General features: G+C 72.5%; 12 protein-coding genes. 8 read left to right on the top strand and 4 right to left on the bottom strand.

The genetic code is table 11. The annotated features are described in order from the left end of the window. Window positions 1-35: 35 nt before the first annotated feature. Complete coding sequence (gene bldC / locus CHC11_RS29655; protein ID WP_012850682.1) at window positions 36-239, top strand: developmental transcriptional regulator BldC; 204 nt, start codon at window positions 36-38, stop codon at window positions 237-239. Between the two features lie 352 nt (window positions 240-591). Here the strand turns inward: bldC and CHC11_RS29650 are convergent, their stop codons facing one another. Next, window positions 592-1,281 carry a TetR/AcrR family transcriptional regulator gene (locus CHC11_RS29650; RefSeq protein WP_245919917.1) on the bottom strand — a complete coding sequence of 230 codons (690 nt, stop codon included), beginning with the start codon at window positions 1,279-1,281 and terminating at the stop codon, window positions 592-594. 278 nt (window positions 1,282-1,559) lie between these two features. On the opposite strand from CHC11_RS29650, the gene CHC11_RS29645 reads away from it, so the two are divergent. The 4 genes from CHC11_RS29645 to CHC11_RS29630 all read left to right on the top strand — a co-directional run bounded on the left by CHC11_RS29645 (window position 1,560) and on the right by CHC11_RS29630 (window position 5,886). Next, the gene (locus CHC11_RS29645; RefSeq protein WP_425427359.1) at window positions 1,560-2,666 is read left to right on the top strand and encodes a LacI family DNA-binding transcriptional regulator; all 1,107 of its coding nucleotides are present in this window, start codon (window positions 1,560-1,562) and stop codon (window positions 2,664-2,666) included. 570 nt (window positions 2,667-3,236) lie between these two features. Continuing rightward, the gene (locus tag CHC11_RS29640; RefSeq protein WP_089315141.1) at window positions 3,237-3,476 is read left to right on the top strand and encodes a hypothetical protein; all 240 of its coding nucleotides are present in this window, start codon (window positions 3,237-3,239) and stop codon (window positions 3,474-3,476) included. Window positions 3,477-3,561: 85 nt separating this feature from the next. Further along, the gene (locus CHC11_RS29635; RefSeq protein ID WP_342750011.1) at window positions 3,562-4,395 is read left to right on the top strand and encodes an N-acetylmuramoyl-L-alanine amidase; all 834 of its coding nucleotides are present in this window, start codon (window positions 3,562-3,564) and stop codon (window positions 4,393-4,395) included. 54 nt (window positions 4,396-4,449) lie between these two features. Continuing rightward, window positions 4,450-5,886 (top strand): N5-glutamine methyltransferase family protein, encoded by a 1,437-nt coding sequence (locus CHC11_RS29630; protein WP_089315140.1) that lies wholly within the window; start codon window positions 4,450-4,452, stop codon window positions 5,884-5,886. A 19-nt stretch (window positions 5,887-5,905) separates the two neighbouring features. On the opposite strand, the gene CHC11_RS29625 is transcribed toward CHC11_RS29630, so the two are convergent. Further along, the gene (locus CHC11_RS29625; protein WP_089315139.1) at window positions 5,906-6,976 is read right to left on the bottom strand and encodes a quinone-dependent dihydroorotate dehydrogenase; all 1,071 of its coding nucleotides are present in this window, start codon (window positions 6,974-6,976) and stop codon (window positions 5,906-5,908) included. Window positions 6,977-7,223: 247 nt separating this feature from the next. On the opposite strand from CHC11_RS29625, the gene CHC11_RS29620 reads away from it, so the two are divergent. Next, window positions 7,224-7,418, top strand: coding sequence for a DUF6243 family protein (locus tag CHC11_RS29620; protein ID WP_089315138.1), 195 nt, complete (start codon window positions 7,224-7,226; stop codon window positions 7,416-7,418). Between the two features lie 230 nt (window positions 7,419-7,648). Here CHC11_RS29620 and CHC11_RS29615 read toward each other — a convergent pair whose 3' ends face one another. Continuing rightward, window positions 7,649-8,821 (bottom strand): alpha/beta hydrolase, encoded by a 1,173-nt coding sequence (locus CHC11_RS29615; protein WP_089315137.1) that lies wholly within the window; start codon window positions 8,819-8,821, stop codon window positions 7,649-7,651. 163 nt (window positions 8,822-8,984) lie between these two features. On the opposite strand from CHC11_RS29615, the gene CHC11_RS29610 reads away from it, so the two are divergent. Then, window positions 8,985-9,866 (top strand): LysR family transcriptional regulator, encoded by an 882-nt coding sequence (locus CHC11_RS29610; protein ID WP_245919938.1) that lies wholly within the window; start codon window positions 8,985-8,987, stop codon window positions 9,864-9,866. A gap of 59 nt (window positions 9,867-9,925) precedes the next feature. Here CHC11_RS29610 and CHC11_RS29605 read toward each other — a convergent pair whose 3' ends face one another. After that, window positions 9,926-11,089: a hypothetical protein gene (locus CHC11_RS29605; RefSeq protein ID WP_089315135.1), complete on the bottom strand. Its 1,164-nt coding sequence runs from the start codon at window positions 11,087-11,089 to the stop codon at window positions 9,926-9,928. A gap of 200 nt (window positions 11,090-11,289) precedes the next feature. On the opposite strand from CHC11_RS29605, the gene CHC11_RS29600 reads away from it, so the two are divergent. Then, entirely contained in the window at window positions 11,290-12,273 is a 984-nt protein-coding gene (locus tag CHC11_RS29600; RefSeq protein WP_089315134.1) for a hypothetical protein, read from the top strand. Window positions 12,274-12,308 lie beyond the last annotated feature (35 nt).

Below are 12,308 nucleotides of genomic sequence, written 5' to 3'. Positions count from 1 at the left end.
CGCTGTCATCGGTCCACGGAGGAGAGGCCGCAAACATGTCAGCACGTACGCCAGAGGCCGAGCCCCTGCTGACGCCGGCGGAGGTGGCGACGATGTTCCGCGTCGACCCCAAGACCGTCACGCGCTGGGCGAAGGCGGGAAAGCTCACGTCCATCCGCACGCTCGGCGGACATCGCCGGTACCGCGAGGCGGAGGTGCGGGCGCTGCTCGCGGGAATCCCGCAGCAGCGCTCGGAGTAGTCACGCCGACCGGCAGGGCTCCTGGGGAGCCCTCCGGGCGCACAGCGCAAGAGGGGGGCGGCCAGGAGGCTCTTGAACGGACCTCGCGCCCGAGTTGTGTGCGGGGACCCGCTCGGTGGTCTCCTGGCCGACACGGGACCACGGTCATCCGAGAATCGTCGGTCCCGAACGCCGAAGCCGCACTGTCCCCGGGACGGGCACCAGATCGCCCGCTCCCGGGGACAGACCGCGGCCCGGTTCCGTTCCGGGGGTTGTGTCCGGTTGTGGACGCGACCGAGTTGGATGTCCGAAACTCCGCCCATGTCAGCGCGATAACCGCAGGTAGAACGGTTACCGGTTCGTCTCCGCGCGACTAATGGCTCATCTCTTCGTGGGCCAGGCGGTCGAACAGCGCGCCCGTGCCCGGGTCGTGCCTGCCGGAGATCTGCATGATCACCACGAGCTGGTCGACCAGCAGCCGCTCCAGGTCGGGGCGGGACACGTCGCGGTTCTCCAGCCAGTCGAGGCCGGCGGTCTCCACGGTCGCCATCCAGCAGCGCAGCGTGATGCGCAGGATCGGCGGCGGAACGTCGATGTCCAGCGAGTGCAGGATCCGGTCGAGCAGCAGCCGGCGGATCCCGTCCACGATCTCGCCGGCCTCGCCCGAGCGGTCGGCCGGCCCGCCGCGCAGCAGCGCCGTGTAACCGGCCGCGTGGCTCTCCACGAAGTCGAAGTAGCGCTTCAGCGAGATCCGCAGCCGTTCGAGGGGCTTGCCCTCCGTGGGCGGTTCCAGCAGCACCGACAGGTGCTTCGCGGCGCTGCCGAGCGCCGCGATGTACAGCTCGTTCTTGCCGCCGAAGTAGTGGTAGACCAGCGCGCGGGAGGCTCCCGCCTTCGCCGCGACGTCGTCGATCGAGACGTCCTCGGGCGAGCGCGTGCTGAACAGCTGCAGCGCCGCCTCGATCAGTTCGTCCCGCCGTTCGTCCACGCTGAGTCGGCGACGGCCGCGCCCGCCGCTCGGCCGGCTGCGCGCCTTCGCACCGGCCACCGCACGATCTCCCACCTGGGCAGGGTATCCGAGCCGGGCACGGTCAGGGTGCACACCGAGCGCGCCGGTGGCGGGCCCGCCACCGGCGCGCGGCCGCTCCCCGGGGCGACTGTGATCCAGAACACCACAGGCCCGAACCACTATTGACGGATGCCCGTTACTCACTGTCGCGGCGGTATGGGGGGAAGGCGCGGCATCATGGCATCTCCTCCTGAGCGGAGGGCGGCGCGCCGAATTCCCCCCACCGGGGCGCTGCCGCGGCAGGTCCTGCAGGTTCCCCTGGACGGAGTGCCATGTCAGCCGATGAAGCAAATCCCCCGCACGACATGCTGGGAGAGGGCGCGGTGCCCCGGCCGCGCAGCGAGCCCTCTCCCGTACCGCGCGACGGGGGCCAGACGGTGCCCGCGCCGAAACCGACGATCCGCAATGTGGCCGAACGCGCCGGTGTGTCCAAATCGCTCGTCTCGCTGGTCATGCGAGGGTCACCGCACGTGAGCGAACGCCGGAGGCAGGCCGTGCTGCAGGCCGCCCGGGAGCTCGGCTACCGCCCGAACGCCGTGGCGCGCAGCCTGGTCGAGGGACGCACCCGGCTGATCGGCGCCATCGTCGCCGACCTGCACAACCCGTTCTTCGCCGAGTTCCTCGACGGGCTCCAGGAGAGCCTGCACGGCGCGGGGCTGCGGATGCTGGTCGGCAGCGGCCGCTGGGACCCGATGTTCGAGGCCGAGGCGGTCGAGGCGTTCCTGGAGATGCGGGTGGACGGGCTGGTGCTGCTCAGCGTCGTCCCCGAGTCGCTCAAGGAGGCCGCCGCCAGCGTCCCCGTGGTGGTCGTCGGCGAGCGCGACGTGGTCGGCGTCGACATCGTGGTTGACGACGACGAGCTCGGCGCGAGCCTGGCCGTCGACCATCTCGTCCAGCACGGCCACCGCCGGATCGCGCACATCGAGGGCGCGCGCTCCACCACCGCGCGCTACCGCCGCGCCGGCTACGAGAAGGCGATGCGGCGGCACGACCTGGCCGGCGAGATCGTCGTCGAGCCCGGCGACTTCACCGAGGACGGCGGCTACCGGGCCGCGCTCTCCCTGCTGCGCCGCGACGCCCGGCCGACCGCGATCTTCGCTCCCAACGACCTGGTCGCCACCGGGGCGCTGTCGGCCGCCGACGAGCTCGGCATGGGGGTCCCGGCGGACCTGTCGATCATCGGCTACGACAACACCCACCTCGCGGCGATCCGGCACATCTCACTGACCAGCGTCGACCAGCCGCGCCGCGACATGGGCCGGGTGGCCGCCGAGATGCTCACCGCGCGCATCGGCGACCCGTCGCGCGTCGCGCGGCAGAAGCTGGTCGTCCCGCACCTGGTGGTCCGCTCGACGACGGGGCCCGCTCCCGCCGTGTGAACCCGCCCGTGCGGCGCCGTAGGACGTCCCCCCGCCTTCCCCTCGCTCCCGTCGGCCCGGTCCGTGCCGTGATCCCACGTCGTGACGCCCGCCGCCCGCCGCACGCCGTCACAGCAGCGCCGCTCCGGTCGTGACGCGGTGACCCACGCCGCGGTGCTCCGTGATGCGGTGGCCTGTGATGCGGTGGCCTGTGATGCGGTGGCCTGTGCTCCTGAGGCCCGGGACGCGGTAGCGCATGACGCGGTGCGCCTGGCCGTCGTTCTGGTGGTCGGTCCGCCCATGTGACCCGCGGTCGCGGCGCCATCGTTCTTGAGGCCGTGCTCGGTTACGGCGTCGGCGCCGCCGGGGTCGGTTATGGACGGGGTGCGGGATGGTCGATCGTTTCTCGCGACCGGTGCGTGCCGGGTAAGGGGGAGGCCAAACCTGCCGCATTCGCCGGGACGGGCCCCGCGGCCAGGTGGTTAATGGGACTTCACCGTCGGCGAGCAGTCCCGGGCGGCCTCGCGAGGGCCGCCGGGCCGGACCTGCCGGCGGCCGGGAGAGGGTCCGTTCACCAGAGGGGAACAGGTCGTGCGTGATCCGGAACTGGTGTCGTGCGCGCAGCGCGCGGCGAGCGAATTGGAACGCGCGTGGTCGGAGTGGCGCCACGCCCGCGGCCTCGCCGAGCAGGTGTCGGAGTCCGTCGCCAGCTACGTGGCCCATTCGATCGACCACCCCTGGGGGCGTCCCCGCGTGGTCCTCGGCCTGGACGCCGACGAGGCGCGCGCGCTCGCGGCCCTGCTGGGCAAGGAGGACCCCCTGCGCGGCTGATTTCTCCCGACTCCGTTTGACGAACCTGCGGCGGTGTGCAGACTGTCAGGGTCGGTAACGAAGTCATCACGGAGGAAAACGGCCTTTGCGAATTCATCGAGGCGGCCCCGCGGTCGCCGGTATCGCGCTGTGCCTGGGCGCGCTCGTCGCGTGCAACGGATCCTCCGGGACGTCCGGCGGTGAGGCCGCCGGGCCGCCGACGGCCGCGGCCTCCCCCGGCGCCGAGGGCGGCAAGTCGCCCGCGTCGGCCAAGGGGGACGCGGAGTCGCTGGACGGCAAGGTGATCGTCATCGACCCCGGGCACAACGGCGGCAACGCCGACCACCCGTCGGAGATCAACCGGCAGGTGAAGATCGGCAACGGCAGCAAGGCGTGCGACACGACCGGCACCGAGACCAGGGCCGGCTACGCCGAGCACGCCTTCACCTGGGACGTGTCGAAGAGGCTCGCCGGCATCCTGAGGTCCCGGGGCGCGAAGGTCTCGCTGACCCGCGAGGACGACAAGGGCGTCGGGCCCTGCGTCACCGAGCGCGCCGCGCTCGGCAACCGGCTGAAGGCCGACGCCGCGCTGTCCGTCCACGCCGACGGGGCGGCCGCGTCCGGCCATGGCTTCCACATCATCGAGCCGCTCTCCATCGGCCGGAACGCCGAGATGGTGTCCGGTTCCGCCGAGCTCGGCGAGGCGCTGCGGAACGCCTATCACGAGGGCACCGGCATCCCGTACTCCAACTACCTCGGCAAGAAGGCGATCGACCGGCGCGACGACCTCGGCGGCCTCAACATGTCGACCGTGCCGAAGGTCTTCATCGAGTGCGGCAACATGCAGAACAAGGGCGACGCGGACAAGCTGTCCAGCGCGTCCTTCCGGCAGCGCATCGCCGAGTCCCTGGCCGAGGGCTTCCAGACCTACCTGGGCTGACCGCGAACGGCGGTCCGGGACGCGCGCCGGGTCCGCAGCGGGCAGGATGAGCGGATGCCTGATCTTCGTCGTGTGCGCGAACTGCTGCTCGGGGCCGGTTACACCGTCGCGGGAGTGCGCGAGTCGCTCGGCCCCGTCGCGGGCGGGGCGCTGGCGCGCGACGAGATCGTGCCCGCGCTGCGGGCGACGGCCGGCGGCTCGCCGGTCGAGGTGCTGACCCGGCTGTTCTGGCTCCAGGTGCCCGTCCCCGAAGACGCGATCGCCGCGGACGGGCTGGTGGCGGCGGGGCTCGCCGAGGTGTCGGGCGGGCAGGCGCGGGCGCTGCTGCGCGTCGAGCCGCTGGAGGCGGTGGACGGCGACGGGCACGCCGGTTACGCCGTGTCCGATCTGAAGGTGCGGCCCGGGGACGGGCGCGTCCCGGCGCACGACCATGTGGTGGGAACCGGCGGCGCGTCGGGGAACCTCGCCCGGCTGGTTGTCCACAGGCCTGTGGAGAACCTGCTCGATCTGGGCACGGGCTGCGGCGTCCAGGCCGTGCACGCGGCGGGGCGGTCGCCGGGCGCGCGCATCACCGCGACGGACGTGAACCCGCGGGCGCTGGAGCTGGCCGGAATGAGCTTCGCGCTGTCCGGCGTGGACGGCGCCGAACTGCTGCGCGGGTCGCTGCTGGAGCCGGTCGAGGGCCGCCGGTTCGACCTGATCGTGTCGAATCCGCCGTTCGTCGTCGCGCCGCCCGGCGACCGGCGGTTCACCTACCGCGAGTCCGGGATGGCGGGCGACGACTTCTGCCGGCGGCTCGTCGAGAGCGCCTCCCGGTACCTGAACGACGGCGGATACTGCCAGCTCCTGGCCAACTGGCTGCATGTCGAGGGGGTTCCCTGGGAGGAGCGCGTCGGCGCGTGGGTGGACGGCTGCGACGCGTGGATCGTCCAGCGCGACGTCCAGGATCCGGCGGAGTACGCCGAGTTGTGGCTGCGGGATTCCTGCGAGGCGGGCACGCCCGAGTACCGCGCCCGGTACGGGGCGTGGCTCGACGAGTTCGAGCGGCGGGACGTCACCGGGATCGGGTTCGGCTGGATCACCCTGCGGCGCAGCGAACGCCCGTCCGTCCGGATCGAGGAGCTGCGGCACGCCGTCGAGCAGCCCGTCGGCGCGTACGCGCACGAGGTGCTGGACGGCCTCGCGAAGGCGGAGGAGTTTTCCACAGCCTGTGGACAGCTACTGGCGGTGCCCGGCCTCGTCCAGGAGCAGATCGGCCCGCCCGGCGCCGAGGACCCGGAGCGGATCGTCCTGCGGCAGGCGCATCGGCTCCGCCGCGCCGCCGGCGTCGGGACGGTCGAGGCCGCCCTCGCGGGGGTCTGCGACGGCACCCTGCCCCTCGATCCGCTCCTGGACGCCATCGCCCAGCTCACGGACATGGACCCCGGCGAGGTCCGCGCGCACGCCGGCGCCGTCCTGCCGGAGCTGATCGCCGACGGCTTCTTCGCCTGACCGGGCGCGCGTCCCCGGGTCAGCCGCGGGCTTCGTCCAGGGTGCGGAAGGCGCTGCCGCGCAGGCGGCGCGACAGGCCGCGGTTGACGCGGTGCGCCCAGAGCGGACCGCCGTAGATCATGCCGGTGTAGCCCTGGACGAGGGTCGCGCCCGCCCGGACGCGTTCCCACACGTCGTCGGCCGTCTCGACCCCGCCGACGGAGACCAGCGCGAGCCGCCCGCCCGTGCGGGACCGCAGCCGGCGCAGGACCTCGAGCGACCGCTCGCGCAGCGGCGCGCCCGAAAGCCCGCCGGTCTCCTTGACCAGCGCGGGCGGGCTGAGCAGGGCGTCCCGGCCGATGGTGGTGTTGGTCGCGATGATGCCGTCGAGGCCGAGTTCGAGGGCGAGGTCGGCGACGGCGTCGACGTCGTCGTCCGCCAGGTCCGGCGCGATCTTCACCAGCAGCGGGACGCGGCGGGCGGACGAGCGGTCGGCGGCATCGCGCACGGCCGTCAGCAGCGGGCGCAGATGCTCCACGGCCTGGAGGTTCCGCAGGCCGGGCGTGTTGGGGGAGCTGACGTTGACGACGAGGTAGTCGGCGTGCGGGGCGAGCCGCTCGGTGCTCGCCACGTAGTCGGCGGCGGCCGAGACCTCCGGGACGACCTTGGTCTTGCCGATGTTGGCGCCGACGATCGTCCCCGGCGCCCGGCCGGCGAGCCGCCGCGCGGCGGCCTCCGAGCCCGCGTTGTTGAAGCCCATCCGGTTGACGACCGCCCGGTCCGGGACGAGCCGGAACAGCCGCGGGCGCGGGTTGCCGGGCTGCGGGCGGCCGGTCACCGTCCCGATCTCGACGTGGCCGAACCCGAACGCGCCGAGCGCCGCGTAGGCGACGGCGTCCTTGTCGAACCCGGCGGCGAGCCCGAGCGGGCTCGGGAAGTCCAGCCCGAACGCGCGGACGGCGAGCGCCGGGTCGCGGGGCGCGAACAGCCGCCGCAGCAGCGGCACCGCACCGGGCACCGCCTGGATCGCCCGCAGCGCGCGCAGGGTCAGGTGGTGGACGTTCTCCGCCGACACGCGGGCGATGACCAGTGAGAAAAGGAGTCGATACATCACCCGCCAGTATCTCAGCCGGGCAGCGGGAAAATCGTTTGAGGGGTCGGCGAGCCGCTGCCTACCCTGACCGCATGCTTCTCCATGCCGAGGCCACCGCCTGGTGGCCCAAGCCGCAGCGCGTCTACCGCGACCGTCCCGCCGGCGGGTCCGGCCGGGCGTGATCGGCGCCTGAGCAGCACGCTCCCGCACGGCCGGACCTGGGTGCGAACGAACCACGACACACCCAGCCGAACGGGAGAACCTCATGTCCAAGAGCCGAGGCCGCAACGGCATGCTCGGCGTGGGCGGCCAGCGCAGGAACCTGTCGCGCAGCGAGCTGCGCGGCGGGAAGGCGCCAGCAGCCGACGGCGGCGCCGGTACGGCGGCCGAGAGGAAGAAGGAGCTGCTCCGCAAGATGCGCGAGCGCACCGAGCAGCGCACCTCCGACAACGACGAGTAGCAAGAGGACCGCGCCGGCCCCCACTCGGGGACCGGCGCGGTTCATCGTCGCCGCAGGTGCGGCGGGCGTCCTGCGCCGTGCGGTGTGGATCGGGGCGCGTACGGCACGTTCCTACAGCCTCGGCGGCGACCGGTGCCAGGAGGTACCGCCAGGCCGTCCGTGCCGGGCCGGACGATCAGGTGCGCCGCCGAGCAGCGCGCAGGACGGTGGGGGCGCCGCGCCGTCGGAACCTAGTGCCGGGGCGTTGTTCTCTCCCGTGATCTCACCATGGCGGCGAAGGCCTCGATCGCGTCGATGACGGCTTCGAAGCGGAGCGAGTGGAACAGGTCGAAGGCGTGGTGCCCGCCTTTCAGCTCGGCGTAGACGACGGGGGCGGCCGAGGTCCGGCGTAGCCGGTCGGCGAAGTGCCGGGCGTCCGCCACGGGCACGAGCGTGTCCTTGTCGCCGTGTGCCAGGAAGAAGGGCGGTGAGTCCGCCGCGATGTGCGACTCCGGTGACGACTCGGGTCCCTGGCCGAAATAGGGGCCGTACCAGGTGTTCAGGCAGATGGCGGCGCTGACCGAGGTGTCGGCGTTCTCGAAGCCGGGCTGGAAGGCGGGGTCGTTCTGGGTGAGTGCGGCCAGCGCCGCCATGTGCCCGCCTGCCGAACTGCCCGCGACGAACAGCGTTGCGGGATCGGCGCCGTACTGGTGGGCGTTCTCACGCACCCAGGCGATGACCTTCTTGAGGTCGATCAGGTGGTCGGGATGCTCGGCATGGGGTCGTAGCCGGTAGTTGGCGCTGATGCACACCCAGCCGCGGCCGGCGAGCCGGTAGAGCAGCGGCAGCGACTGGCTGTTCTTGCGTCCCCCGGAGTAGCCGCCTCCGTGCAGGTGGATCATGACGGGGGCGCCTTGCGGGCGCGAGCGGTGGTGGTAGAGGTCGAGCAGGTTGCGGCGACCCGCGTCGCCGTAGGCGAGGTTGGCCACGCGCCGCACGTCCCGGCGTCGCCGGAAAAAGGGCAGGAGCAGGATGCGGGCCAGCGGGAGCCGCCGCCGCAGTCTTTCGGCGAGGTCGGCATCGATGGCGGCGCGCCATCCGGTGCCCAGCCCTTCGGCCATGGCGTGCTCGATCCTGCCCCTGTCGCCCAGCGCGCGATGGGCGACGACAGCGAGCCCGAGTGTGGTCGCGGCGGCCAGAGCGACGGCCGCCCAGCCGCCCGCCGAGTCGATGTCGCCCTGCGCGAACGCCAGCGATGTCCAGACCCCCAGCCAGTAGACGGCCACGAAGAACGGCAACTCGTTCACGGCCAGGCCGAGGAAGTAGCTCAGGCGCCCGAGGGGGCGCGACCACGGCACCGGCCGCAGCGCGAACAGCGTGCCGATCGCGGCGAGCACCACAGGGATCAGATAACCGACGGGCACCGAACCTCCAAGGACGGCAGCTTCCTGCGCTGCCTCTGAGCACGCCCTCATCCGGGACGCTCTGCGTCCCCCAGCTTCCTCGCCTCACCCGCGTCGCATCAACGACGGATCCGATAACGTCCTTGAACTCTGAGCTAAGGAATCGGGAGGCCCGCCCGTGGAGATGCGGGAGATCGAGATCTTTCTGACGCTGGCCGAGGAGCTGCACTTCAGCCGTACGGCCGAGCGGCTGGGCATCAGCCCCGCCCGCGTCAGCCAATCGATCAAAAAGCAGGAGCGGCGCATCGGCGCGCCCCTGTTCGACCGCACCACCCGAGCCGTCCGCCTCTCCCCACTCGGGGAGCAGCTGCATCAGGCGCTCAGGGACGGCCACCGGCAGATCATGCAGGGAATCGCGACTGCTCAGGCGACCGCCGAGGGCACCGCGGGGACACTGACCCTCGGCACCCTCGGCCCGTACTCCACGCAGATCAAGAACGTTCTCGACCTGTTCCTGGCCCGCCATCCCCAGGCCCGCCTCCAGCACCGCGAGATCCAGCCGGCCTCCCCCCTGGACCTGCTCCAGTCGGGGGAGTTGGACGTGGCGTACCTGTGGCTGCCGGTCCGCGAGCCCGAACTGACCGTCAGAGCGACCCCGCGCACCTCCGAAGTGCTGCTGATGGTCTCCGCCGACCACCCCTTCGCGGAACGGGGCACGATCTGCCTTGAAGATCTCGGCGACTGCACCGTGGTCGAAGGCCGGTCGATCCCCTCCTACATGGAGGAGGTCTTCAACCCCCGGCACACCCCTTCCGGCCGCCCCGTCCGCCGGGGCCCCAAGGTCACCACCTGGCAGGAGACGCTCAGCGTCGTCTCCTCAGGCCAGGCCACCGCCGCGGTCACCGCCGAGGTGGCCGACTTCTACTCCTGGCCCGGCCTGGCGTTCGTCCCGATCCGAGACGCCCCCCTCTGCCAGTGGTGCTTCGTATGGCGTACTTCAAGCGAGACTCCGCTCATTCGCGCATTCGCCAGCGCAGCCGTTGATGCCCATCAACCGGCCAAGTAGGACCCCAACGGATCGGTGGCGCCCACCACTCTTGTGAGCAAGTGCCCAGACTCGCGAACTCAGCGGCGGAATATGAGGCGGACGTCGCGGGCTGCTTCCCGCATCGTTTGCCGGGCGGCGCGGAGAGGGGCGCGTACGGTGACCCGCCACGTCGAGCGGATGCCGTGTCCTATCGGGCGCAGCACGCTTTGCCGCACCCAGCGGGCCGGGGCCACGACCAGTACCTGTACCGGGACGACGACCAGCGTTCGCCAGAGCCATCGGAGGATACGGGCGGCGAGGCGCCACGTTCCCACGGCCCCCGCGACGACCGGAGCCAGGAGGTACCGCCACACCGCCCGTGCGGGCGCGAGGATCAGGACGCGTCCCAGCCAGGCCAGGCAGCGCCCGATCAGTCGCCACGACCAGGCCACCGCCGCCGCGAAGGCGCGCCGGCCGGCGGCGAGCGCGCCGCCGAGAGCGCCGAGGACGGTGCGGGTGCCGCGGCCGAGCCACGTGAGGCCGGCCCAGAGGGCGCGGGCCAGCCAGGCGAGGCCGAGCAGCGGTGGGCGCAGGACGTAGCGCCACAGCAGTACGGCCGGCAGGACGACGAGCACACCGATCAGCAGGCCGATGCCCTTGAGGAGCAGGCCGAGGCCGTGCGCGAGGACGCCGAACAGCCAGGCGAGCCCGCGGCCGAGCGCCCGGAGCGGGCGCAGCAGGAGGAGCGCGAGCAGTCCTCCGAGGCCGCGTCCGAGCAGGGCCAGGAAACGGCCGGTCGGCGCGATGAGGACGCGGTGGACCCACCGGGCCAGCCGACCGGTCCCGCGCCCGAACCATCGCAGGAAGCCGAGGACCACGACGACGGCGAGCCAGCGCAGCGGCCGGACGAGAAGGAGGTCGAGCAGCGCGGCGACGCCCCGGCCGACGGCGGCCAGCAGCCGTCCGGTCGGCGCGAGCAGCCACCGGTACAGGGCGCGCCAGGTGCCGCGCAGCATCCGGCCGACGAGCCGGGCGAACCGGCCCGGCACCCGCTTGAGAACGCTCCAGGCCGCCCGGACGCCGCGGGCCGCCAGCACGGCCAGGTCCCAGCCGAACCGCAGCGGGATCACGACGATCAGCGCCACCACGCGGGCCGGCACGACGATCCACGCCGGCCCCGGGCCCCGATCCGGTACCGGCGTCGGGGGAGGTTGCTTCGTCAGGTCGACGGGGCCGCCCGCTGAGTCGTTTCCCGTGGTCACCGCTGCCTTCCTCGTCCGCCGCCGCAGGGATGCGGCCCCAGCATGTGACTCGGCGCGGGGGCACCCGGTTCCAGGCGGTTGAACCCGTTCCACGGGGTTCACCGTATTCCTCCTCGATCCGGGAGAGCGTCGGCTCCACCTCGATCGACGTGCGGGACCTGGAACGGAGCCGGGGCCCAGGACGACCTGGAGGACACGACATGACATTCCCCCGTTGGGCGATCCCCGCTGCGGCCGCCCTCACGGCCTCGGGACTGGTACTGAGCGGGTGCGGGCAGGAGAAGGCCGGAGGGAAGCAGAACGCCGCCGGTTCCCAGACGCAGACGAAGCCGTCGGCCGAGCCGTCCGAGTCGCCCGCCCCCGCGCCGACCGTGCTGGAGGTGGCCAGCGTCACCAAGCTCGGCAGGGTCGTCACCGACGGCGCGGGCAAGACGCTCTACCGCTTCGACAACGACACCGCCCGGCCGCCCGCGTCGACCTGCGCGGGCGCGTGCGCCAAGGCGTGGCCGCCGGTGTGGGCGGGCCAGGGGAACACCGAGGTCAAGGGCGTCCGGCAGTCGCTGGTCGGCAAGGTGAAGCGGCCGGACGGCAAGTGGCAGGTCACGCTCGGCGGGTGGCCGCTCTACCGGTTCGCCAAGGACGGCAGCCCCGGCGACACGAAGGGGCAGGGCGTGGGCGGCACCTGGTATGCCGCGGCACCGACCGGCAAGAAGGCGGCCCCGCTCAAGCAGGCGAACGGCAACCGCTGGAAGGGCTGGACGGTCGTGAAGGCCAAGCGGGACCCGAAGCTCGGCCTGATCCTGACCGACGGCAAGGGCATGACGCTCTACCGCTACGACAAGGACAAGAACAAGCCGCCGACGACCAACTGCTTCGGCTCGTGCAAGAAGGCGTGGCCGCCGGCCGTCTTCAACGGCTGGAAGCACCTCAAGCTCGAAGGCGTCTCGAAGAAGGTCGTCAACTTCATCGAGCGCAAGGACGACGGCAAGTGCCAGCTCACGATCGATGGCTGGCCCATGTACTACTACGAGCAGGACAAGCAGCCCGGCGACACCAAGGGCCAGGGCGTCGGCGGGGTCTGGTGGGCCACCACCCCGACCGGCAAGAAGGCCGTCGGCACCGGGTCCGGCGGCACGGGGTCCGGCGGCGGAGGCGGCGGCTACGGATCGGGCGGCGGCTACTAGAGCCGTCCACCACGCCGTACCCGCCCATCAGGCGA

The sequence above is a fragment of the Actinomadura mexicana genome (assembly GCF_900188105.1).
In the GTDB taxonomy this organism is placed as follows: Bacteria; Actinomycetota; Actinomycetes; order Streptosporangiales; family Streptosporangiaceae; genus Spirillospora; species Spirillospora mexicana.
Note: the sequence above shows the minus strand (reverse complement) of the source record. Positions and strands in the feature narration are given on the sequence as shown.